This window comes from Morganella sp. GD04133, from assembly GCF_029835375.1.
GTDB classification, from domain to species: domain Bacteria; phylum Pseudomonadota; class Gammaproteobacteria; order Enterobacterales; family Enterobacteriaceae; genus Morganella; species Morganella morganii_B.
Map to the genome: position 1 here is coordinate 38,999 of NZ_JAODZS010000020.1, position 23,749 is coordinate 62,747.

The window sequence follows — 23,749 nt, forward strand, 5'->3', positions numbered from 1 at the left end:
GATTACTGAAAGCCTAGGATCAGGATTTTTGAACGCCGCTGATAGTTATACAGCGCCTGTTTTTTGACCGGCAGGTTTTCAATTTCTGCCGGGACAAAGCCGCGCTCCTGAAACCAGTGAATGCTGCGGGTAGTGAGCACAAACAGCTTTTCCAGTCCGAGCTGCTTTGCCTGCTGTGTGACCCGGTGCAGCAGTTCCTCGCCCCGTGCCGAGCTGCGGTAATCGGGATGTACCGCCACGCAGGCCATTTCGCCGATTTTCTCTTCCGGATACGGATAGAGCGCGGCACAGGCAATGGTGGTGTTATCACGTTCAATAATGGTGAATTTGTCGATTTCCATTTCCAGCTGTTCGCGGGAGCGGCGCACCAGAATGCCCTGCTGCTCCAGCGGACGGATAAGCTCAAGGATCCCGCCGATATCGTTGATATTGGCGCGGCGTGTCTGTTCCGAGCTTTCCATCACAATCTGTGTCCCGATACCGTCGCGGGAGAAGAGTTCCTGGATAAGCGCACCGTCCTCCTGGTAACTGAGAAGGTGACTGCGTTTCACGCCCCGGCGGCAGGCTTTCACCGCGCCGCGCAGGAAACGGACGGTTCCGGAGTAGTAATCGCCGCTGCCTTCCAGCGCCTGCACATAGTGTTCGGCATCATTCGGGTGCATTTCGGAGATAATCCCGCCGTCATCCGCCACCACGCCTTGCACAGAGCAGAAACCGATCAGCTTTTCCGCTTTCAGTTTGACGGCAATCTGCGTGGCAATTTCCTCGGAAGTCAGATTAAAGCTTTCCCCGGTGACCGACACCGCCACCGGGCCAATCAGCACGATACCGCCGTTATTGAGCTGCCGATTGATGGCATCCTCATCGATCCGGCGGATACGCCCGCTGTGGCAGTAATCAATGCCGTCATCCACACCCAGCGGCTGGGCTATCACAAAATTTCCGCTCACCACATTGATATGCGCACCCTGCAGCGGTGTGTTACTCAGACACATCGACAGACGGGCGGTGATATCGAGCTGTAACTGTCCCGCTGCCTGCTTGACCAGCTCGAGAGTCCGCGCATCTGTCACACGGGTATTTTTGTGATAAACCGGCTCACACTGATGGGCCAGCAGATTTTTTTCAATTTGCGGACGGGCGCCGTACACCACAATCAGGCGGATGCCGAGGCTGTGCAGTAAGCCGATATCATTAACAATACCGGGAAAATTTTCATGCTCGATAGCTTCGCCGCCCAGCATCACCACAAATGTTTTGCCATGGTGAGCATTAATATAAGGAACCGACTGACGGAATCCGTCCACCAGTTCGATACTGCGCTCTTTCATAACACCCCTCGCAAGTGAATTTTTATTCGTAATTTATGTATTTTTATTCTTTTTGCGCAGGAATAGCAAGTGTAAATTTTGGTCGCCGGTGAAGATTTTGCCGGGTTTTATGCCGTGTTATCGCCATATAAGCCAAAAATGCATAATGACAGGGCGCAAATGATTAGATAAAGTGCCGTTTAAATTATTTACGGAATAAATTGTTCTGTTTCTTTATTTTCCGGTTTTTATAATCCGCACCGGTTATTGTTGATTTGATTTACGCTATGGATATTTTTTCATGAGTCATTCTGAACATGATGCGTCACGCCGTCTGTTACTGAAAGGCGCAGCGGCGTTTTGTCTGCTGAGTATCAGCCCGTTCGGCTTTGCGGCATCGTCACAAATTGTGGCGGTGCGTATCTGGCCGGCATCCAGTTATACCCGTGTGACTATTGAGTCGGATCATCCGCTGAAATATAAGCAGTTTTCACTGCAAAACCCGGAACGTATTGTTGTTGATCTGAAAAATGTACATCTCAACAGTGTGCTGAAAGGCATGGATAAGCAGGTGCAGGATCGCGATCCGCATCTGAAGCTGATCCGTGTCGGTCAGAATGACCCGCAGACTGTCCGCCTGGTGTTTGAAGTGAAACAGGCGATGAGCCCGCAGGTGCTGGAACTGACCCCGGTCGCGGAGTTTAAAAACCGTCTGGTGCTTGATTTTTATCCGAAAAATGGTGCTGCGACAGAAGACGATCCGTTGCTGGCACTGCTGGAAGATTACAACCGCGGTGACCTGGAAGAGAGCCTGCCGCGTGAAACGCCGAAACCGGGTAAAGCCGGTCAGGACAGGCCGGTCGTTATTATGATTGACCCGGGCCACGGCGGAGAGGACCCCGGTGCTATCGGGAAATACAAAACCCGCGAAAAAGATGTGGTGCTGCAGATTGCCCGTCGTCTGAAATCGCTGATCGATCGTGAGCCGGGTATGCGTGCCTATATGACACGCAACGAGGATGTGTTTATCCCGCTGTCAGTGCGCGTGGCGAAAGCCCGAAAAATGCGGGCGGATCTGTTTGTCTCAATTCATGCGGATGCCTTTACCAACCGCTCTGCCAGAGGTTCGTCGGTCTTTGCGCTTTCGACGCGGGGAGCAACCAGTAATACCGCGAAATATCTGGCCCAGACCCAGAACGATGCGGATAAAATCGGTGGGGTCAGCAAAAGCGGTGACAAATACCTCGATCAGACCATGTTTGATATGGTGCAGAGTGCGAGTATCAAAGACAGCCTCAAATTCGGTTCAGAAGTGCTGAAACGGATGGGAAATGTCAACAAACTGCATAAACGGACGGTTGATCAGGCCGGGTTTGCGGTACTGAAAGCACCGGATATCCCGTCGATTCTGGTGGAAACCGCCTTTATCAGTAACCTTGAGGAAGAGCGTCTGCTGAAAACCGCCAAATTCCAGCAGGAGATGGCTAATTCGATTTTTCAGGGGATTAAGGCGTATTTTGCCAATGGCGGAGCCGTTGCGCGGCGCAACTGAGAACAGAACAAAGACAATGCATCACAAGGATGTGGTGTGAAACGGACACATACAGTACAAACCGCGTTATGTGCTGAAATAATCGTGTTTCAGTGACGTATTTTGTGTTTTTTCAGGAAAAGTGACAGGGAAATCTGTCAGAAGAGTGGTTGCGGGGGCCGGATTTGAACCGACGACCTTCGGGTTATGAGCCCGACGAGCTACCAGGCTGCTCCACCCCGCGTCCGATTTTGTTAATGATATGAAGGTTGGTTGCGGGAGCCGGATTTGAACCGACGACCTTCGGGTTATGAGCCCGACGAGCTACCAGGCTGCTCCATCCCGCGTCCGAATATCATTAACTGAGCATATTACATTGTATTCACAGACCACACATTTCAAAAATTGGTTGCGGGAGCCGGATTTGAACCGACGACCTTCGGGTTATGAGCCCGACGAGCTACCAGGCTGCTCCATCCCGCGTCTGTGAGGCGCCCACTATACTCAGGATGAGAGCTGATGCAAGTTTTTTCTTGATAAAAAGCTATCCCGCCCCCTGATTCGGTTAATTATCCGGCCGATTGATTGTTTTTTATTCATTTGGCCGGATGATTGCTCAGCGATAAAAAATTAAAGCGGTTGCATAATAAAAGCGATTTGATATCGTTCTCATACATATTGTATTAATTCAAATTATTGGTTGGCAGATGGGTATGAGCAAAACCGGCAGGTATTTGTTGTGCGGTGTATTGTTTTCGTTATTAGTTGGTTGTGAATCCCGCCCGACAGATAAAGGTCAGCAGTATAAAGACGGGCATCTGACGCAGAATTTACAGGAAGTGGCTAACGTCAACAGCCCCGGTATACCGGTCAACGGCCCTGACTTTCTGAAACAGGTGGAAGCCATCCGGACGACCTCTCCGCGTCTGTACAACCAGTACAGTGATAACTTCCGGGCGGTTGAAAACTGGCTGCGTTCCGGTGCGGATACCGCGCAGCTGCGGCAGTTCAACCTGCACAGTTATCAGATGGAAGGTAAAGATAACTACGGAAACGTACAGTTTACCGGCTATTACACCCCGGTTGTTCAGGCCCGTCATACCCGTCAGGGGGAGTTTCAGTATCCTATCTACCGCATGCCGCCGAAAAAAGGCGGTCGCCTGCCGAGCCGTGCTCAGATTTATAACGGGGCGCTGAGTGATAACTATGTCCTCGCCTACAGCAATTCACTGATGGATAACTTCCTGATGGATGTTCAGGGCAGCGCTTATATTGATTTTGGCGATGGTTCTGAGCTGAACTTTTTCGCGTATGCCGGAAAAAACGGACACGGTTATACCAGTATCGGTCGTGTTCTGATCGAGCGCGGCGAGGTGGAAAAGAAAGATATGTCGATGCTGGCGATCCGCAAGTGGGCCGATAGTCACTCTCCGCAGGAAGTGCAGGAATTACTGGAGCAAAACGCCTCTTTTGTCTTTTTCACGCCAAAGCAGTTTGCACCGGTAAAAGGGGCGAGCGCGGTACCGCTGATTGCCAAAGCCTCTGTGGCCTCGGATAAAACCCTGATCCCGCCGGGGACTACGCTGCTGGCGGAAGTTCCGGTGCTGGATAACCAGGGTAATTTTACCGGCCGTTATGATATGCGTCTGATGATCGCACTGGATGTCGGCGGCGCTATCAAGGGGCATCACTTCGATATCTACCACGGTATCGGTCACGATGCCGGGCTGATGGCCGGTTTCTACAATCACTACGGCCGTGTCTGGGTACTGAAAAAAGGGATCCCGCCGATCCTGAACCCGGTGCTGTAGTCTTTCATTCTTGCGGTGTATACTTCGCAATGAAGTATGCACCCGCATTATTTCTTAGTCGTTTCTGTCATTTTTCACCGCAGGTTTCTGTATTATGCAAACCCTTTTATCTGATGCTTATCTGCAGCGTTTTGCCGGTATTGGTCGTCTCTATGGTCAGCAGGCGCTCCGTTTGTTTGCCCGATCTCATTTCTGTGTTGTTGGCATCGGCGGTGTCGGATCGTGGGCGGCGGAAGCGCTGGCGCGTACCGGTATAGGTGCTATTACACTGATTGATATGGATGATGTGTGCGTAACCAATACCAACCGGCAGATCCACGCCATGCAGGGTACGGTCGGGCAGCCGAAAATTGAGGTGATGCGGGAGCGGATCCTGGCTATCAACCCGGAATGTCAGGTGCATTGTACGGATGATTTTGTCACGCCGGACAATGTCGCTGATATGATGAGCCCGGGATTTGATTATGTGATTGATGCTATCGACAGCGTCCGCCCGAAAGCGGCACTGCTGGCTTACTGCCGGCGCAACAAAATTCCGCTGGTCACCACCGGCGGCGCGGGCGGGCAGATCGACCCGACACAGATTCAGGTCGCGGATCTGGCGAAAACCTTACAGGATCCGCTGGCGGCGAAACTGCGTGAACGCCTGAAATCAGACTACGGTGTGCGTAAAAACGGCAAAGGACGGCTCGGGATTGATTGTGTGTTCTCGACAGAGCCGCTGCGTTACCCGCAGGCGGACGGCAGCGCGGCCTGTGGTATGAAGAACAGTACGGAAGGGAGTATGCGGATGGACTGTGCTGCCGGGTTTGGTGCCGCCACCGTGGTCACGGCATCCTTCGGGTTTGTGGCGGTCTCTCATGCACTGAAAAAACTGATGGCAAAAGCGGAGCGTGCTGCGGCTGAGTAAGTCTTTCAGGCGCTGAACCGCTGTGCAATGGCGCGGACGGCATCAATCAGTGCCTGAATCCCGTTTTGTCTGGACTGGCTGAGCTGCGCGCTCAGCCCGTATTGTTGATACGCTGCGGATAAATCCGCGGATAACAGTGCCGCCGGTGTCAGGCCTTCCGCTTCGGTCAGCAGTACCGCCAGCAGACCTTTAACAATCCGCCCGTCACTGTCCCCCCAAAAATGCAGCGTACCATCGTTGCTGAGAGTGCCATCCAGCCAGACGCGGTTTTCACAGCCTTTGATTTCGGTCTCTTCACCTTTGCTTTCCGGCGGCAGTGTCGGTAACTGACGTGCCAGCATCACCAGCTGACGGTATTTTTCCTCCCATGAGCGGCAGGCGGAAAAGGTTTCCGTGAGCTGCTCACGGCGGATAGTGTGACCGAACGGGTGTGCCGGGAATGTGTGTGTCATCTTTTTCTCTCAGTCGTCAGCCAGGATTTCAAGGGCAAACTGTACCGCCTGCACCAGCTGACGGACATCATCCGGCTGATTATACGGCATAAAAGAGACCCGCAGACAGCCTTCCGTGCCCAGCGCCTGACACAGCGGCTGGGCGCAGTGCTGTCCGTGGCGCAGGGCAATATTTTTTTCCGCCAGCAGCGTGGCAATATCACTGTGATGAATACCATCGATATTAAAGGCCAGCAGCGGGCTGCCGGGGCTGCGGTAACTGCGGAAACCGGGCCGTGCCGCAAGTTGCTGCTCCGCAGTGTCACACAGTGCAATGGTGTAATCGTGGGCGGCGGTGAGATCGATGGTATCCAGCCAGCGCAGGGTTTCCCCGAACGCGGTAACACCGGCCACATTCGGTGTTCCTGCTTCAAAACGGGCGGGAACCGGAGCCGGGGTGAAGCTGAAAAAGTCGGTGTCGGTCAGCATTTTGCCGCCGCCCTGCCACGGCTGCATATCACGGAGCAGTTCCTGACGACCATACAGCACACCCAGCCCGTTCGGGCCATAGAGCTTGTGGGCGGAAAATGCATAGAAATCAACATCACTGAGGGTGACATTCAGCGGATGGTGAACCACGCCCTGAGCACCGTCAGCGACAATCAGTGCGCCGTGCTGATGTGCCAGCTGTGCCGCACGGGCGATATCCGGCCGGTATCCGGTAACATTGGACATCTGCGTGACCGCCACCAGCCGGGTGCGCGGTGACAGCAGGGTTGCCAGCTGATCGCAGCAAAGCGTTCTGTCCGCCGTCAGCGGCCATTTCACCAGGGTTGCTCCGGTCTGCTGTGCCAGTATGATCCACGGGATCAGGTTGGAATGATGTTCCATCTCACTGACAATGATTTCATCCCCCGGCTGCAGACGCGGGCGGAAAAAGCCCTGAGCGACCAGGTTCAGGGATTCGGTGGTGCCTTTTGTCCAGATACAGCTGCGGGCATCTTCAGCCTGAATCAGCTGCCGCACGGCGTCACGAGTCTGCTCAAACTGTTCAGTGACGGCTCTGGCCTGCCGGTGATGGCTGCGGTGAACGGTCGCGCCGCTGTCATTCTGATAATAGCGGGCGGTAGCCTGTGTCATCACCTCCGGTTTAAGGGCGGTGGCGGCGCTGTCGAGAAAAACAGTGTCACCGGCAGCCCCGGGGAAGGCACGGCGGAATGTATCGGGAGAAAAGGTTTTCATCAGTGTTATCAACGGCAGCCTGAGATAAACAGAGCTTATGCAAAAAGTGCGGTATCCGGTACATCAGAGGCGCGAGCCTGGCGGTGACCGGCCGGATCGCGGCGGCAGTACCGTCGGCGACGGTTTACTATAATCAACATTGTGGCGGCTTTCCAGACGGGGGACGCGTATCTGCCGGACGGAAGGCAAAAAAAAGCACCGCAATCGGCGGTGCATTCAAAAAATCACTATGGACAGACAGGGTAAATGTACAGGAAGTGAAAAAAACAGTAGCTTAAGCTACTATGTCCGGAACTCCCGGACAACTTGCAAACACAACATCACAACCACATAGCCAAAAGTTTTGCAGTATCGCTACCGTTCAACTTTTCGTTCCGGCTCAGGAAGTGGGCATACTATAGGTATTTGCTGGTGTATCATCAAGGGACAATTTATAATGCTTCGGATTACAAAAACTAATCCCGAATAAACTTACGTTACCGGTATCCGGATCTGACAGAAAAACCAGAAAATGTCCAAACGATTGCCTCCGCTCAACGCACTGCGTGTCTTCGATGCTGCCGCCCGTCATTTAAGTTTTACTAAGGCGGCGGAAGAGCTTTTTGTGACCCAGGCTGCCGTGAGCCATCAGATGAAAAGCCTGGAAGATTTCCTCGGACTGAAATTATTCCGCCGCCGGAACCGTTCGTTGTTGCTGACGGAAGAGGGGCAGAGTTATTATCTCGATATAAAGGAAATCTTCTCAGCGATAAACGATGCCACACGCAAACTTCAGGCGCGCAGTGCCAAAGGGGCACTGACGGTCAGTCTGTCACCGAGTTTCGCGATTCAGTGGCTGGTGCCGCGTCTGTCCGGTTTTCATCAGGCCTACCCGGGGATTGATGTGCGGATCCAGGCGGTTGACCGCGAAGAAGATAAACTGGCTGATGATGTGGATGTGGCGATTTTTTACGGCAGAGGTAACTGGCCGGGTCTGCGTACAGACCGGCTGTATGCGGAATATCTGATCCCGGTGTGTGCGCCGTCACTGATGACCGGTGAACGACCGCTCAAAACACTGACCGATTTGTCGTATCATACACTCCTGCATGATTCATCCCGCCGTGACTGGCAGGCGTATATCCGCCAGGCGGATTTACAGCAGCAGGTCAATGTGCAGCACGGGCCGATTTTCAGCCACAGTGCAATGGTGATTCAGGCCGCAGTACACGGGCAGGGCGTGGCACTGGTCAATAATGTTATGGCAAAAAATGAACTGGATGCCGGTCGCCTGGTGTGCCCGTTTAAAGATATTCTGGTCAGTAAAAATGCGTTTTATCTGGTGTGTCAGGACAGTCAGGCTGATTCCGGTAAAATCGCAGCATTCCGTCAGTGGATTATGGCGCAGGCGGCGAGTGAACAGGAAAAACTAGGTTGGATGACAAGTGAGCAGGATTAACCTGAACATCACATAAGGTATGGCAAATGAATAGTCGGTTGATGTTAATTTTTGCCGGTTTCAGCGGCTTTTTTTATGTTGCATTCGGCGCAATAGGATCGCACCTTTTAACTCCGGTGCTGGCAAAGCACCAGATGGACTGGATTAATCTGGGTCTCCAGTACCAGATCTCACACACACTCGCCCTGATGGGGCTTGCTGCGGTTCTGATGCGCAAAGTGGTGTTGTGGTTTTACTGGAGCGGACTGTTTTTCGGGATCGGCATCTTGCTGTTTTCCGGCAGCCTGTATTGTATGGCGCTGTTACAGATGAAATATTTTGCCTATTTTACGCCGGTTGGCGGGGTAAGTTTCCTGTTAGGCTGGTTTTGTGTATTGATTGGCGCGTTGCGTCTAAGGAAAGTGGCTTCCGGCCATGAATAAAATAGCATTATATTGCCGTCCGGGTTTTGAGAAAGAGTGTGCTGCTGAGATCACGGATAAAGCCGGGCGTCTTGATATTTTTGGTTTCCCGCGGGTGAAAGAGAACAGCGGTTATGTCATTTTTGAATGCTATCAGCCGGATGATGCCGATCGCATTGCAAAAGAGATCCCGTTTAAAGAGCTGATTTTTGCCCGTCAGATGATCGTTGTCGGCGAACTGCTGAAAAACTTACCCGAAAATGACCGGATCACACCGATCATGGGGATGCTGACCGGTGTGGTGGAGCGTGCGGGTGAGCTGCGCGTCGAAGTGCCTGACACCAATGAAGCCAAAGAGCTGATGAAGTTCTGCCGCAAATTCACGGTACCGCTGCGCTCAGCGCTGCGTCAGGAAAAACTGCTGCTGGCAAAAGAGAACCGGGGCCGTCCGGTCATTCATGTTTTCTTTATCGCACCGGGCTGCTGCTATGTCGGTTATTCGTATTCAAATAATAACTCGATGTTCTACATGGGCATCCCGCGTCTGAAGTTCCCGTCAGATGCACCGAGCCGTTCCACCCTCAAGCTGGAAGAAGCGTTCCACATGTTTATTCCGTATGACGAGTGGGAAGAGCGTCTGGAAGGCGGATTACAGGCGGTGGATCTGGGCGCATGTCCGGGCGGCTGGACGTATCAGCTGGTGAAACACAGTATGCGTGTTCAGGCGGTGGATAACGGCCCGATGGCCGAAAGCCTGATGGAAACCGGTCAGGTGCGCCATCTCCGTGAGGACGGCTTTAAGTTCGTGCCGACATCCAAAAATATTACCTGGCTGGTCTGTGATATGGTGGAAAAACCGGCGAAAGTGGCTGCATTGATGACCACCTGGATGGTTAACGGCTGGTGCCGCGAGACGATTTTCAACCTCAAACTGCCGATGAAAAAACGCTATGAAGAGGTATCGCATATCCTCGAAAAAATGGCTGCTGAAATGAAAGAGCAGGGCGTAAATGCGCTGATCCATGCGAAGCATCTGTATCATGACCGTGAGGAAATTACGGTGCATGTTCAGCGGGTGTGGGGAGCGTATAACCCGGATCGGGTCTTCTGATGAGTTATCCCGGCAATGATTGCCGGGATTCTTTTTTGTATCACTTCACTTTCGGCAGGAAAGAAGTATCCATGTAATATTTATCCGGATTTTTCTGGTCCACATAAACAGTAATAAATTCCTGATGAATAAACGGTGCCGGGTCAAATGCAAGATTGTGGCTGTAATACAGTTTCACTGTATTGTCAGCGCTGTTATACCCTTGTGCCACAATCTGAAACGGGCTGCGTCCGTTAATACTGATCATGGTGTTCATGATCACGTCAGTGAACCGGGCGTTGACCGGCATCCCTTCCCGCAGCAGACGCTGACCGGATTTCCCCCGCAGATACATGACAGCCAGCGGCAGCGTACCGCCCAGAGCAAATACTGCCCCCATCCCGAGAAGAACCACAGCTCCGCCGTACAGGCCGCCGAAGGAGTGGATAACTGCGTTATCCGGGCTGCCCGGCGGGTAAATCACATCAATATCGTCACTCAGTGCATTGCGGTATCCGCTGCTGCAATAAGAGGACTCCATAACATACTCGTCCTGCCCGTCAGTGTATTTCACCACCGGGCAATATGACGTGCCGTTATCCGAGCGATGAACAGACAGATCGATGATCTGTCCGCTGACCACAATCCCGTTTTTTTCCTGTGAATAACCGGAAAGGTAAAAGTAGCTGCCGCCCATCAGCATCAGCAAACCAACAACAGCAAAAATCCCTAAAACAATGCGTGCTTTCGTAAACATAGGCCATCCGTCGGCTGGTTAATGTTAATAACGCGGAGAGTGTAGAGGATGCCCGGCGGTTTACCTAACGATTTCAACTTAAGTTAAATTCGGACGGGATTATTCCGGACGAGGCAGAAACGAAACAGGCAAGACAGGCTGCTGCCGGCAGTATGATCATGCCGATTACCACAAAAGTACCGGCAATATAGCGACGCTGAGTAAATGCAGGCATTCCGTTTATCTGGTTTAAGGTTTTTTTCCTGCCGGTAAACGCAGCTGGCTGAGATTTCCCTGTAAATGCAGATCCCGCTTCAGGGTGGCGACGTCACGGCAGCAGTAAGCCATGGCTTTTCCGTCGATCAGTTTCTGACGCCATTTTTCCGGCACCTGGTCAATATTGCTGTAGAGTGAATCCAGATCGGCAAAGGTGCCGAGCAGCGCGGATGCTGCTTTCGGGCCGATACCGGTGATACCGGGAATTTTACTGCTGCTGATACCGCTTAAGCCCCAGAAATCCGGTAATTGTTGCGCGGTAACGCCAAATTCGGCGGCAATAAACGGCATATCGAGCCAGCGTTTCTGAAAATAGTCGCGGATCTGAATCTGCGGGGAGAGCAGCTGGCAGTAGCCTTTGTCGGTGGAGACAATCGTCACTCTGTGTCCCGCCTGACCGACTTTGTGTGCCAGTGTGGCGGCGAGATCATCCGCCTCATCCCCTTCGGAATGCCATGCTTTGATACCGTGACGGGCAAACATTTCCCGCAGCAGCGGCAGTTCCTGCCGGACAACCTCCGGCATCTCACTGCGTCCGGCTTTGTAACCCGGCAGCAGCTGATGACGCCAGCTGTGACGGCGGTCGTCTTCATCAAAGACCGTGACCGCGTGTGTCGGTTGTGCGTGATTCAGGATCTGCATCAGCGCCTGTTCACAGACCAGCAGGCCGGACTGACTCTGCACGGCGTAGATCCGGCGGATCAGATTCATTGCATCGATAATCAGTAAATGGATCATAGTCGCTATATATAATTTCCCCGCCGGCGGCGGGGAAACAGTTCAGAGAAAAAGTATCAGCGGATGATTTCGTAGCATGGCTCGTAAGCCGTGCCGCCCGGTAATTTCATCCGGTGCTGTTCCACAAATCCGCGCAGCATCACATCCATCCGCTGCATAATGGCCTCTTCGCCGTGGATTTTGAACGGCCCGTGCTGTGCGATGGCCTGCATACCGTTTTCTTTCACGTTACCGGCGACAATACCGGAGAACGCACGGCGCAGATCGGCCGCCAGTTTTTCCGGCTCCTGATTGCGGTACAGGTTCAGCGCGGTCATATTTTCATGGGTCGGCTCAAACGGATGCTGCAGATCACCGGCAATTTTAATCGACCAGTTGAAGCTGTAAGCATCCCCGGTGCTGCGGCGGTTGTCTTTCACTTCCGGCATGGCGCGCTTCATCACGCGGGCAACTTCCACCGGATCATCAATAATGATCTGATAATGGCGGGTGGCTTCTTCGCCCAGGGTGTTGATCACGAAATCATTGAGCACACGGAAATAATCGGCACTCTCTTTCGGCCCGGTCAGCACCAGCGGCAGCACCTGATCTTTGTTGTCAGGATGCATCAGGATCCCCAGCAGGTAGAGCAGCTCTTCAGCTGTGCCGACGCCGCCCGGGAAGATGATGATCCCGTGTGCCAGACGGACAAAACTCTCCAGCCGTTTTTCGATATCCGGCATGATGATAAGTTCGTTTACCAGCGGGTTAGGCGGCTCGGCGGCAATAATGGACGGCTCGGTCAGACCGATAAAACGGCTGTTTTTGTAACCCTGCTGGGCATGGCCGACAGCCGCGCCTTTCATCGGCGCTTCCATGGCACCCGGCCCGCAGCCGGTACAGATATTCAGTTCACGCAGCCCCAGCTCGTTGCCGACTTTACGCCCGTACAGGTATTCGGTTTCATTGATGGAGTGACCGCCCCAGCAGACGATCATATTCGGATCTTCATCAATATGCAGGGCGCGGGCGTTACGCAGAATAAAGAAAATCAGGTTGGTGATATGCGCGCTGTTGTCCAGATTCAGGCCGCGGCAGCGCTCGGCATCGGTGATCTGGGTCTGGACGAACAGAATATCGCGCAGCACGGCAAACAGGTTCGCCTGAAGTGAACGGATAATTTTGCCGTCAACAAACGCATTCTGCGGCGGGTTCACCAGTTCGAGTTTTACCCCGCGCTCACGGCGCAGCACGTTAATATCAAAATCCGGGAAACGGGACAGTAATTCATGACTGTTATCCATCTGGCTGCCGGAATTCAGTACCGCCAGCGAACAGTTGCGGTACAGACGGTACAGGTGACTGCTTGCTGTCCGTTTCAGAACATCAACTTCAAGCTGGGAAAGCAGATCCATAGAGCCTAACGGGCTGATATGTGTGATCAAGTAAAACTCCTTGTTATCCCGTGGATAAATTGTAGTCGTACAGGTTGCGCGCTGTCTGCCTTACTGACGGGCAAGACGGTCCGCAGACGGTGTAAAGTCCGTATTGGTGCGCCACGGATTGATATCCAGCCCGCCGCGCCGTGTATAACGGGCGTAGACAGTCAGGGCAACCGGGCGGCAGTGTGTGTTCAGATCGGTAAAAATCCGCTCAACACACTGCTCATGAAACTCGTTATGGTTGCGGAATGACACCAGATACCGCAGCAGTTTTTCACGATCAATTTTGGGCCCGCGATACTGTATGGCAACGGAGCCCCAGTCAGGCTGCTGTGTAATCAGGCAATTTGATTTTAGCAGGTGGCTGACTAACGTTTCTTCAACGACATCGTCATTTTCATTGACGGCATCAATAAGATAATCACTGCTGAACTGATAATCCGTAATCGTAATATCCTGATAATCAATACATTCGCCGGTAAAATCAATGATTTTTTGTTCCGTGAACTGATCCGGGCGCAGCAGTTCCACCGTCACCGCTCCCTGTGCGCAGGCGCTTAAATCCTGTTCGAGTGTGTGGCGGACATCATCCGCAGAGGCAAATACTGTCTGGTTAAAGCTGTTGAGATAGAGTTTGAAGCTCTTGGATTCGATCAGGTTCAGCCCGGCGGCATCAAGAGAAACATAGCCGAGCGCAACGCAGGGCACGCCGTTCGGCTGTAACCAGGAAAGCTCATAGAGGGTCCACAGATCTGCGCCGCGAAAAGGCAGATCATCCACATGCAGATGCAGTGCATCCCGGTTGAGGCTGCGCGGCACACCCTGTAACAGAGCGGGATTGTAATGCTGCTCATAACCGGTTTTTTTACCGAGCGTCAGTGACGCCAGTTCCGCCTTTCCTTCATACAGAGACATAAATAACCCTTTTACCTCAGGTGAAAAATAGTACCGCCTGTCGCCAATACAGTCTGTCATACGTTACTATAGCGGCATGATACTTTTATGTTTAACAGGTTTTGCGATATGACCCGCACAGTTTCTCAGGCGTTACATCAGTTTACCCGGCATTATGTCGGTTTATGGCAGGAAAAAACAGGTTTACCGCCGATCAGTCACGATCTTTATGGTATTCCTTCCCCGTGTATTATCCGCACCGGTGATGAGTGTGTGTACTGGGAACCGGCGAAATTCACCGCAGACACGCATTTGCAGCCGGTTGAAAAAGCACTGGATATTCAGCTGCACCCGGATATCAGTGAATTTTACACACAGCAGTTTGCCGGGGATATGCAGGCTGTTTTCGAGGACATTCAGCTCAGTCTGGTACAGGTCTGGAGTGAGGATGATTTTATCCGCTTACAGGAAAACCTGATTGGTCATCTGGTTACGCAGCGCCGCCTGAAACTGCCGCCGACACAGTTTATCGCCACGCTGGAATCGGAATTCGACATGATTTCTGTCTGTAATCTGAACGGTGAAGTGATCCTTGAAACGTTCGGCACCACAAAACGCCGTGTGCTGGCAGCGGACACCGCATCGTTCCTGTCACAGCTGACGGCGGTATGCCCGGTATAAATATCACTGACAGCGGTGTGGGATTTTACCGGAGATAACTGTAATACCACTTGCCGGGAAATTGCGGATTACTGAAAATAATCTTTAAATTCAGTTAATTGATATTTTTATACCACGGTGATTTAGCGCCGGTATTATTGTCTGCCACGCCGTGCTGCGGCATGCTGTCCGTGCCCATAAGGAAGTGGACGGAAATACACGGATGTATTTTCAGCAGAGACAGGATGTTATTTTATTAGAAACGAGGGGGGATTTTCCCCCTCGTTTTTAATCCTCCCGCAAATCCCCGTTATGCCTTTTTATGTCTTCCGGACAGGAATTGATTTTTACTTATCTGACCTCAATGTTACGCTACAGATATCAGCGGCATTGGCTGCGGAAAATGAATTTTACAGCGTAAACAGGTTTCAGTTATGACAAAACATCAGCAGATTACTGCGATCCTGACGGACATCGAGAACGAGATGCGTGCCGTCGATCTGTGGCAGGGGCAGCCTCCGGCAGCAGATGCATTTGAGAGTGAACTGCCGTTTGCGGTGGATACCATGAATGCCCACGAATGGTTACAGTGGATCCTTATCCCGCGTCTGTATGCCATGATTGAGCAGGGCGCGGCACTGCCGTCCGCCTTTCAGATAGCCCCGTATTTTGAAGAACATTACCGGGGAGATGACCAGGCCGCACGCTATCTGGTGCTGCTTAACCATTTACGGGCACTGGACGGGCTTTTCGCGTGACACGATCATTGCAGGACTCGCCATTACCGGAAAAACCATTACTGGAAATCTGTTATCAGGATGAACATATCGTCGCGGTGAATAAACCCGCCGGATGGCTGGTACACCGCAGCTGGCTTGACCGTCATGAAACGGTGTTTGTGATGCAGACACTGCGCGACCAGATAGGTCAGCATGTTTTTCCGGTTCACCGTCTCGACAGACCGACTTCCGGCGTGCTGCTGATGGGGCTGTCATCAGAGGTGGCGCGGCTGCTGTCACAACAGCTTGAACGGCATGAAATGCAGAAAACCTATCATGCGGTGGTGCGCGGCTGGATAGAAGAAACGGCGACGCTGGATTACCCGCTGGTGGAGGAGCTGGATAAAATTGCTGATAAATTTGCGGCGGAAAAACCGGCGCAACCGGCGGTGACACACTACCGCCCGCTGGCGAAAGTGGAATGTCCGGTGGCTATCGGGCGCTATCCCACCTCCCGTTTTACCCTGACAGAACTGAAACCGGAAACCGGACGTAAACACCAGCTGCGCCGCCATATGCAGCATCTGCGGCATCCGATTATCGGTGATACCGCACACGGCGATCTGCGTCAGAACCGGGGCTTTACAGAACATTTCGGCAGCCGCAGGCTGATGCTGCACGCGTCGGAACTGGCGCTGACACATCCGGTCAGCGGAGAGCCGCTGGTATTGCATGCCGGTTTTGATGAAACCTGGCAGCGGGTGGCGGAACAGCTTGGCTGGACATTACCCTGATTTATTAATAATTTGATTTTACTGATGAAAAAGGACGGATAATGGCACGTATCGGTATTTTTATCGGCACAGTTTACGGCAACTCGCTGGCTGTGGGGGAAGAGGCAAAGACCATTCTGGAGCAGGCCGGTCATGAAGTGGTGTTATTTGATGAACCGGAACTGTCGCAGTGGAAAGATTATCTCACGGATGTGGCGCTGGTGATCACCTCTACCACCGGGCAGGGCGATTTGCCGGATAATATCCGCGAACTGTTTGCCGGTCTGCGGGATGACATCGGTTACCAGCCGTCACTGCGTTACGGTATTATTGCGCTGGGTGACAGCAGTTATGATAATTTCGCCGGCGGCGGTCGTCAGTTCAATGAGTTACTGCAGGAACAGCATGCGCAGCGTATCGGCGAGATGCTGGTGATTGACGGCGCAGACGTTGCTGCACCGGAAGAGTTTGCGCAGCCGTGGCTGAAAACCTGGGCGGCACTGGTCAGCTGATCACGGAAAATTAATGCCGCAGCGGCTTTGCAGCACTGCGGCACTGTTTCATCCGGTTACTTGCGGGTCAGTTTTTCCAGATCGCTTTCAATTTCGGCGATCTTATTGGACACCACATGCTCCAGATGGCGGAGATCGTCGAGGATCTTACGTTTCAGGTCGATTTCCGGCATTGCGCTTTCGGTCTGCTGGCAGATGGTATCCAGCTCTTCAATGACATAACGCAGGTTGCTGTTGATCTCATTAATCTCTTTGAAACCCTGTGCATCCTGGATAGTCTTGCGCTGACGCGGGTACTTAAACTTCACGCTCTTGGCAAAAAACTCACCTTTATCCTTGCGGAAATAGATTTTCAGAATGTCATTGTTCGCTTCCTGGCGAAGCGTATAGCGATCAATATCTTCAGGATGCGTAATTCCCAGACTTTTTAAATTGTCGTACATGTGCGCCACCTATTGATTGTTATTCTGTCCTGTTTCCGCCGTAAAAGGCGGAAGATAAGATGCACGGATAAAAAAATAGCGGAGTTATTATCCGCTATTTCTGAGATTAGTCTATGGTGCGTAACAATTCATTAATTCCGACCTTGCCGCGCGTTTTTTCATCCACTTTTTTGACAATCACCGCACAATAGAGGCTGTAACGACCATCTTTTGACGGCAGATTACCGGAGACCACCACAGAGCCCGCCGGGACACGGCCGTAATGGATTTCGCCGGTTTCGCGATCATAAATTTTGGTGCTCTGGCCGATATACACGCCCATGGAAATCACCGAGCCGGTTTCCACAATCACCCCTTCCACCACTTCGGAACGCGCGCCGATAAAGCAGTTATCCTCGATAATGGTCGGATTGGCCTGTAACGGCTCTAATACCCCGCCGATACCGACACCGCCGGAGAGATGCACGTTTTTACCGATCTGCGCACAGGAGCCGACAGTCGCCCAGGTATCCACCATTGTGCCTTCATCCACATAGGCACCGATATTGACGTAAGACGGCATCAGCACGGTATTGCGGGCGATAAACGCACCACGGCGGGCTGCCGCAGGCGGTACCACACGGAACCCTTCGCGCTCAAAACGCGCCTGGTCGTAATCCGCGAATTTCATCGGGACTTTATCAAAGTAGCGGGATTCCGCCCCGTCCATCACCTGATTGTCACTGATGCGGAAAGAGAGCAGCACTGCTTTTTTCAGCCACTGATGTGTCACCCAGGTGCCGCCGATTTTTTCAGCGACCCGCAGTTTTCCGCTGTCCAGTAACTCAATCACCTGATTAACTGCGTCACGCAGTGCCGGGGTGGCAGTTGCCGGTGTCACAGCGGCGCGATCTTCAAAGGCGGATTCAATAATGGCCTGTAATTGCTGCATCGGTGTTCGTTTCCTTTTATCTGGTGCTTTGATGAATTTACTCTGTTTTATCCTTTGAATTGAGGGCTTTTGTCAACCGCTCAGTCAGTTCTTCCTGAATATTTTTATCCAGCGCTTTATTATCCTTATCCGTCAGAATAAAAATATCCTCGACTTTTTCGCCGGTTGTGGTGATACGCGCGCCGTGCAGCTGAAGATCCAGTCCGGCAAAAATCTGACCGACCTGTGCCAGCAGTCCGGGTTTATCCAGCGCATACAATTCCATGTAGCTGCGCAGGCCGCGTTTATTGTGAATAAACTTCACCCGCGTCGGCACATCAAAATGGCGCAGTTTGGCGGGCGCGGTCCGGGTGCGGTGGTTCGGCACATAGTCTGTGGTGACCGCACGCGCCAGTGTTTTGCGGATGGTGTCATGGCGATCGGCGGCGAGCGGCTTGCCGTCCGGCTCCAGCACCACAAAGGAATCCATTGCCATATTGTCGCGGTTGGTAAAAATCTGGGCATTCTGAACACTGAGATTGCGGCGATCCAGCTCGCTGACCACCGAAGCAAACAGGGACGGACGGTCATTGCACCAGATAAAAATCTCACTGCCACCGTGGCTGCGCTGGTTACTGATCAGGATCAGCGGTGATGCCATATCATTTTTCAGCAGCGCCCCGGCGTGCCAGGCAAGCTGCTCCGGGGTATGGCGCAGAAAATAATCCGCATGACAGCGCGACCAGAACCGGTTCAGTTTTTGCTCATCGGCACCGTCCTGACGCAGCAGCGCCAGCGCACGATCGCGGTGGTGGCGGATCCGCTGGCGCAGATTCGGTTTGTTATGCACTCCGCGTAATAACTGGTTCTCGGTGCTGATAAACAGCTCGCGCAGCAGGCTGCGCCGCCAGCCGTTCCAGAGTGAGGCATTGGTCGCCCATATATCGGCAACGGTCAGGCAGATGAGGTAACGGAGCCGCTCTGTACTCTGTACCTCAGCGGCAAAGGTACGGATCACTTCCGGATCCTGAATATCCCGGCGCTGTGCGGTCACCGACATCAGCAGGTGTTTTTCCACCAGCCAGCTGACCAGATCGGTATCTGCTTCATTCAGGCCGTGATATTCACAGAATTCCCGTGCATCTGCCGCACCAAGAACGGCATGATCGCCCTGTCTGCCCTTGGCGATATCGTGGAACAGAGCCGCGAGGCGCAGCAGTTCCGGCTGCGGCAGTTTCGGCCAGACATCCACACACACCGGATGATTCACCCGCTCAGATTCCAGCCTGAAAGTATCGATTTTTCCCAGCACCCGCAGTGTGTGTTCATCCACGGTATAGGCATGGAACAGATCGAACTGCATCTGCCCGACAATATTGCCCCACAGCGGCATATAGGCACCCAGCACGCCGTGGCGGTGCATCGGAACAAACGCGGCACTCACACCACGCGGATGGCGCAGGATCGCGATAAACAGTTCTCTGGCCTCCGGATACTCCATCAGCGGGCGACTGAGGTGGCGCCGGGCATGGCGCAGCTGACGCAGTGTGCCGGAATGAATGCCGGTGATGGTGTCATCGCAGGCCATGCGGTAAAACATCCGCATAATGGCAGCGGGATCCTCACTGAACAGCGAATCACGGATAAGCCCGATACGGTGGCCGTACAGCTGAAAATCCTTATCAAGTGGTTTGGGGGTATCGTGGTGCCTGGCGTGCAGAATCGCTTCGTCGAACAATTGCAGCAGCATCTCATTGAGTTCGGACACGCGGCGGGTGACGCGGTAATAGGCTTTCATCATCCGCTCGACCGGCTGATTGTGTTCGCCGTCATACCCCAGTTGCTCCGCCACACTGAGCTGGCGGTCAAACAGCAGGCGGTTGTCGTAGCGGCTGAGTGACAGATGCAGGGCAAAGCGGATGCGCCAGAGCATATCCAGACACTCATTCAGCTCTTCCCGCTCGGCATCGGTCAGGAATCCGGAACCGGCCATTTCATACAGCGATGTCGCGCCGAAATGACGGCGGGCCACCCAGAGCAGGGTGTGGATATCACGCAGTCCGCCCGGACTGCTTTTGATATCCGGCTCCAGGTTATAACTGGTGCTGTGATAGCGGGCGTGGCGCTCTTTCTGCTCTGCCAGTTTGGCGGCAAAAAAGCGCGGTGACGGCCAGAAGCTGTCATTAAATATCTGCCGCTGTAACTGCAGGAACAGCGGCAGAGTGCCGCAGATAAGGCGCGATTCAATCAGGTTGGTGGCGACAGTCAGGTCGCCGAGCCCTTCGCGGAGACACTCATCGAGGGTGCGGACACTGTGGCCGACCGTCAGTTTCAGATCCCACAGTACCGCAATAAACTCACCGATTTTCGGCGTAAGTACTGCCGGCAGCGGGGCTCTGCTCAGCAGCAGGATATCGATATCCGACAGCGGGTGCAGTTCCCGGCGACCGTAACCGCCGACTGCCACCAGGGCGAAATCCGCCACCTCATCAAAACGGAAAAACTGCCACAGGCGGATCAGCAGCTGATCGATATAATCACTGCGGGTCAGCAGCAGGGTATGAACCGGCTGGCCTTCGCGGAAAGCCTCCGCCTGCCAGCGGCGGTAATGTTCCAGGTGTTCGCGCAGCACCGGCAGCTGCAAATCATCATCAGTAAAGGATAACGGCGAGGCGGGTTTCAGGGCTGATGCGGTATTCCGGGCGTTGTCCATACGGGATCCTTGTGGCAGAGGCGTTCTGCTGCAAGGTTACTGCGTCAGCGGGGAAATAACCAGTTTTTTGCCGGTCCGCCGGGGTTATATCAGCACCGGGCCGGGCATCGGGATAAACTGCAGAATAATGCGTTTGTTTTCATCATCCACCCGGTAAACCAGGCAGCTGCGGAAGTAGTTATGCAGGACATCACTGAGGTTAATATAGGTATCTTCGGCGATCCCGCAGCCGCTGCTCTGTCCGTCTGTGCGGCACATGCCCTGATTGACGATATCCTTCAGGTACGGGGAGGATTGCAGGATGTCCGGCGCGTTATCATCGGTACTGAAACTGAACAGCACGCGATCCGGTGAGGCGGTCAGACGGGTGATACGGTAGCTCTCCCCGGCATTCAGGTACTGCCTGCTCTCGGTTGCCAGCGCAGTGGTATCAATATTCAGGGCAGTGATGCTGATCCGGCCGTTGAAATAGGGATTTTCTGTCGGCAGCAGGATATTTTTCCGTGTCGGAAACGACTGTTGTGACAATGCAATCAGCGTGAAATAGGAGCCCAGTCTGCTTGCCGGGACATATACTGACTGATGATCAAACATTGGTTTGGTAAAGGCCAGATCAAACAGATTCAGTTCGTAAATATTCTGGTGGATCTGCACACCGACAGCATACCCGCGCGCAACAAACTCTTTTTGCCACCAGCCGAACGATTTGGTCAGGAAATAAAACGGCACCAGCATGACAAGCAGGATCAGTGTGGCAATACCAATAATGATACAGGCGGATTTCCGGGGGGAAGTCGTCATGCAGGTTTTATTCCTCAGCGTCCTGACGGCGGGGAGGTATCATGCCCGGCATGTGCGCCGGACATGAATACAGAGCGGTTACTGCGCAACGAGAATACGGGAAAGCACACCTTCCTCATCTTTACGCAGGGTCATGATTTCACAGCCGTCATCGGTGACAACCAGCGTGTGTTCATATTGTGCGGATAAACCGCGATCTTTGGTTTTGACAGTCCAGCCGTCTTTCATGGTACGGATGCGGTAATCACCGGTGTTCAGCATCGGTTCGATGGTAAATGCCATGCCTTTTTTCAGCACCACGCCGCCGTCATCACCGTCATAATGCAGCACCTGCGGCTCCTCGTGGAAACCTTCGCCGATACCGTGACCGCAGTAATCGCGCACGACAGAGTAATCATGGCCTTCCGCGAATTTCTGAATAGCCGCGCCGATAGTCCGCAGGCGGATGCCCGGTTTGACCATACGCAGTGCCAGATAGAGGCTCTCCTGTGTCACGCGGCACAGACGCTCACCCTGAATCGTCGGTTTTCCGGCGATAAACATGGCGGAGGTGTCGCCGTGGAACCCGTCTTTGATAACAGTGACATCGATGTTCACAATATCACCGTTTTTTAAGATTTTATCTTCGCTCGGAATGCCGTGGCAGACCACATCATTGACGGAGATACAGACAGATTTCGGAAAGCCGTGGTAACCGAGACAGGCGGAAATGGCCTGCTGTTTTACCGTAATATGCTCGTGACAGATGCGGTCGAGTTCACCGGTACTGACACCCGGCACAACATGCGGGGCGATAATTTCGAGCACTTCAGCCGCAAGACGACCGGCGACACGCATCTTCGCGATGTCGTCTTCTGTTTTGATTGTAATTGCCATAATTATTGATATCCGAACCGGGAATGCCCGTTACTTTACTTAGGAAACTGGTACTGAGACGCAGTATGTTATCAGCCGGAGAAAAGGATGCCAATCATTGCGCGGAAACCCGGCAGACAACGGATAACCGCCGGCATGAAAACTGAAGAAAATGTGGTATCACTGCGGCTTTTATGGTATAAAGCGCGCCGGCATTCCGTGTATTTTGCCCGGTTGCCGGAAACTTAAATTAACTCAACTGTTATAACACACACGAATCGGCACGTGCGCCGGGGTGCTCCGAAGCTTAACGCTGACAGGGAGTCGGCAGCATGGGATTCGTGGAGGCATAACCCCAACTTATTATTTACAGAGGTTTAAAATGGCTACTGTTTCCATGCGCGATATGCTCCAGGCGGGCGTTCACTTCGGTCACCAGACTCGTTACTGGAACCCGAAAATGAAACCATTCATCTTTGGTGCCCGTAACAAAGTGCATATCATCAACCTGGAAAAAACTGTTCCGATGTTCAACGATGCATTAGCTGAACTGAACAAAATCGCTTCACGCAAAGGTAAAATCCTGTTCGTAGGTACTAAGCGTGCTGCAAGCGAAGCGGTACAGGAAGCTGCAATCAGCTGTGACCAGTTCTTCGTGAACCACCGCTGGTTAGGCGGTATGCTGACTAACTGGAAAACAGTCCGTCAGTCAATCAAACGCCTGAAAGATTTGGAAGCACAGTCTCAGGACGGTACTTTTGACAAACTGACCAAGAAAGAAGCGCTGATGCGTACCCGTGAACTTGGTAAGTTAGAAAATAGCCTGGGCGGTATCAAAGACATGGGCGGTTTACCTGACGCTCTGTTTGTTATCGATGCTGAGCACGAGCACATTGCAATCAAAGAAGCAAACAACCTGGGTATCCCTGTATTTGCTATCGTTGATACTAACTCTGATCCGGACGGTGTTGATTTCATCATCCCTGGTAACGACGATGCAATCCGTGCAATCAAGCTGTACCTGGGCGCAGTCGCGACGTCTGTCCGCGAAGGCCGTTCACAGGATCTGGCTGTTCAGGCTGAAGAATTAGCCGCTGAATAATCTGAGTCCGCTCTCTGAGCGCTCTTATTAAC

General features: G+C 52.9%; 23 protein-coding genes and 3 tRNA genes. 11 read left to right on the forward strand and 15 right to left on the reverse strand.

Annotated elements, in window-relative coordinates:
- Positions 1–2: 2 nt before the first annotated feature.
- A complete protein-coding gene (argA, locus tag N7387_RS11375; RefSeq protein WP_279799005.1) occupies positions 3–1,331 on the reverse strand; it encodes an amino-acid N-acetyltransferase in 1,329 nt (442 codons plus the stop codon).
- A gap of 280 nt (positions 1,332–1,611) precedes the next feature.
- Between argA and amiC the strand changes: the two genes are divergently transcribed.
- Complete coding sequence (gene amiC, locus N7387_RS11380; RefSeq protein WP_262863937.1) at positions 1,612–2,862, forward strand: N-acetylmuramoyl-L-alanine amidase AmiC; 1,251 nt, start codon at positions 1,612–1,614, stop codon at positions 2,860–2,862.
- Between the two features lie 146 nt (positions 2,863–3,008).
- Here amiC and N7387_RS11385 read toward each other — a convergent pair.
- From N7387_RS11385 to N7387_RS11395, 3 genes are all read right to left on the reverse strand, one after another.
- Positions 3,009–3,085: transfer RNA gene (locus N7387_RS11385), tRNA-Met, on the reverse strand.
- Positions 3,086–3,111: 26 nt separating this feature from the next.
- A tRNA-Met gene (locus N7387_RS11390) sits at positions 3,112–3,188 on the reverse strand.
- A 59-nt stretch (positions 3,189–3,247) separates the two neighbouring features.
- A tRNA-Met gene (locus tag N7387_RS11395) sits at positions 3,248–3,324 on the reverse strand.
- A 230-nt stretch (positions 3,325–3,554) separates the two neighbouring features.
- On the opposite strand from N7387_RS11395, the gene mltA reads away from it, so the two are divergent.
- A complete protein-coding gene (mltA, locus tag N7387_RS11400; RefSeq protein WP_279799008.1) occupies positions 3,555–4,652 on the forward strand; it encodes a murein transglycosylase A in 1,098 nt (365 codons plus the stop codon).
- A 94-nt stretch (positions 4,653–4,746) separates the two neighbouring features.
- Entirely contained in the window at positions 4,747–5,562 is an 816-nt protein-coding gene (tcdA, locus tag N7387_RS11405) for a tRNA cyclic N6-threonylcarbamoyladenosine(37) synthase TcdA (RefSeq protein WP_262863066.1), read from the forward strand.
- 5 nt (positions 5,563–5,567) lie between these two features.
- On the opposite strand, the gene csdE is transcribed toward tcdA, so the two are convergent.
- Together csdE and csdA are read right to left on the reverse strand one after the other, a co-directional pair.
- Entirely contained in the window at positions 5,568–6,014 is a 447-nt protein-coding gene (csdE, locus tag N7387_RS11410; RefSeq protein ID WP_279799012.1) for a cysteine desulfurase sulfur acceptor subunit CsdE, read from the reverse strand.
- A 9-nt stretch (positions 6,015–6,023) separates the two neighbouring features.
- The gene (gene csdA, locus N7387_RS11415; RefSeq protein ID WP_279799014.1) at positions 6,024–7,235 is read right to left on the reverse strand and encodes a cysteine desulfurase CsdA; all 1,212 of its coding nucleotides are present in this window, start codon (positions 7,233–7,235) and stop codon (positions 6,024–6,026) included.
- 511 nt (positions 7,236–7,746) lie between these two features.
- On the opposite strand from csdA, the gene N7387_RS11420 reads away from it, so the two are divergent.
- The 3 genes from N7387_RS11420 to rlmM are packed head-to-tail and all read left to right on the forward strand — an operon-like array spanning position 7,747 to position 10,185.
- On the forward strand, positions 7,747–8,673 hold the full coding sequence (locus N7387_RS11420) for a transcriptional regulator GcvA (protein ID WP_004242201.1): 927 nt from the start codon (positions 7,747–7,749) through the stop codon (positions 8,671–8,673).
- Positions 8,674–8,699: 26 nt separating this feature from the next.
- Positions 8,700–9,095 (forward strand): DUF423 domain-containing protein, encoded by a 396-nt coding sequence (locus N7387_RS11425; RefSeq protein WP_015422457.1) that lies wholly within the window; start codon positions 8,700–8,702, stop codon positions 9,093–9,095.
- Positions 9,088–10,185, forward strand: coding sequence for a 23S rRNA (cytidine(2498)-2'-O)-methyltransferase RlmM (gene rlmM / locus N7387_RS11430; protein ID WP_279799019.1), 1,098 nt, complete (start codon positions 9,088–9,090; stop codon positions 10,183–10,185). Before N7387_RS11425 ends, rlmM begins: the two co-directional genes overlap by 8 nt.
- A 40-nt stretch (positions 10,186–10,225) precedes the next feature.
- Here the strand turns inward: rlmM and N7387_RS11435 are convergent, their stop codons facing one another.
- From N7387_RS11435 to queF, 4 genes are all read right to left on the reverse strand, one after another.
- On the reverse strand, positions 10,226–10,921 hold the full coding sequence (locus N7387_RS11435) for a DUF3592 domain-containing protein (protein WP_279799021.1): 696 nt from the start codon (positions 10,919–10,921) through the stop codon (positions 10,226–10,228).
- Between the two features lie 228 nt (positions 10,922–11,149).
- Positions 11,150–11,914 carry a flap endonuclease Xni gene (gene xni / locus N7387_RS11440; protein WP_279799023.1) on the reverse strand — a complete coding sequence of 255 codons (765 nt, stop codon included), beginning with the start codon at positions 11,912–11,914 and terminating at the stop codon, positions 11,150–11,152.
- A 56-nt stretch (positions 11,915–11,970) separates the two neighbouring features.
- Entirely contained in the window at positions 11,971–13,338 is a 1,368-nt protein-coding gene (gene ppnN / locus N7387_RS11445; protein ID WP_262860751.1) for a nucleotide 5'-monophosphate nucleosidase PpnN, read from the reverse strand.
- A gap of 60 nt (positions 13,339–13,398) precedes the next feature.
- Entirely contained in the window at positions 13,399–14,250 is an 852-nt protein-coding gene (gene queF, locus N7387_RS11450) for an NADPH-dependent 7-cyano-7-deazaguanine reductase QueF (RefSeq protein WP_279799027.1), read from the reverse strand.
- Between the two features lie 108 nt (positions 14,251–14,358).
- Here queF and syd point away from each other — a divergent pair, with 108 nt between their 5' ends.
- From syd to N7387_RS11470, 4 genes are all read left to right on the forward strand, one after another.
- Positions 14,359–14,910, forward strand: coding sequence for a SecY-interacting protein (gene syd, locus N7387_RS11455; RefSeq protein WP_262860749.1), 552 nt, complete (start codon positions 14,359–14,361; stop codon positions 14,908–14,910).
- Between the two features lie 413 nt (positions 14,911–15,323).
- A complete protein-coding gene (locus N7387_RS11460) occupies positions 15,324–15,647 on the forward strand; it encodes a YqcC family protein (RefSeq protein WP_262860748.1) in 324 nt (107 codons plus the stop codon).
- The gene (truC, locus tag N7387_RS11465) at positions 15,644–16,402 is read left to right on the forward strand and encodes a tRNA pseudouridine(65) synthase TruC (RefSeq protein WP_279799029.1); all 759 of its coding nucleotides are present in this window, start codon (positions 15,644–15,646) and stop codon (positions 16,400–16,402) included. Before N7387_RS11460 ends, truC begins: the two co-directional genes overlap by 4 nt.
- A 41-nt stretch (positions 16,403–16,443) precedes the next feature.
- Positions 16,444–16,893 carry a flavodoxin gene (locus N7387_RS11470; RefSeq protein ID WP_279799030.1) on the forward strand — a complete coding sequence of 150 codons (450 nt, stop codon included), beginning with the start codon at positions 16,444–16,446 and terminating at the stop codon, positions 16,891–16,893.
- A 56-nt stretch (positions 16,894–16,949) separates the two neighbouring features.
- On the opposite strand, the gene N7387_RS11475 is transcribed toward N7387_RS11470, so the two are convergent.
- The 5 genes from N7387_RS11475 to map form a co-directional block, all read right to left on the reverse strand.
- Entirely contained in the window at positions 16,950–17,336 is a 387-nt protein-coding gene (locus N7387_RS11475; RefSeq protein WP_004237217.1) for a DUF3461 family protein, read from the reverse strand.
- Positions 17,337–17,442: 106 nt separating this feature from the next.
- Complete coding sequence (gene dapD / locus N7387_RS11480; protein WP_004242209.1) at positions 17,443–18,267, reverse strand: 2,3,4,5-tetrahydropyridine-2,6-dicarboxylate N-succinyltransferase; 825 nt, start codon at positions 18,265–18,267, stop codon at positions 17,443–17,445.
- Positions 18,268–18,304: 37 nt separating this feature from the next.
- On the reverse strand, positions 18,305–20,959 hold the full coding sequence (gene glnD, locus N7387_RS11485) for a bifunctional uridylyltransferase/uridylyl-removing protein GlnD (protein ID WP_279799035.1): 2,655 nt from the start codon (positions 20,957–20,959) through the stop codon (positions 18,305–18,307).
- Positions 20,960–21,043: 84 nt separating this feature from the next.
- The gene (locus N7387_RS11490) at positions 21,044–21,760 is read right to left on the reverse strand and encodes a hypothetical protein (protein ID WP_279799037.1); all 717 of its coding nucleotides are present in this window, start codon (positions 21,758–21,760) and stop codon (positions 21,044–21,046) included.
- Between the two features lie 78 nt (positions 21,761–21,838).
- Positions 21,839–22,636, reverse strand: a complete 798-nt coding sequence (gene map / locus N7387_RS11495; RefSeq protein ID WP_262883682.1) for a type I methionyl aminopeptidase — start codon at positions 22,634–22,636, stop codon at positions 21,839–21,841.
- Between the two features lie 361 nt (positions 22,637–22,997).
- Here map and rpsB point away from each other — a divergent pair, with 361 nt between their 5' ends.
- Positions 22,998–23,717: a 30S ribosomal protein S2 gene (gene rpsB / locus N7387_RS11500; protein ID WP_004242214.1), complete on the forward strand. Its 720-nt coding sequence runs from the start codon at positions 22,998–23,000 to the stop codon at positions 23,715–23,717.
- Positions 23,718–23,749 lie beyond the last annotated feature (32 nt).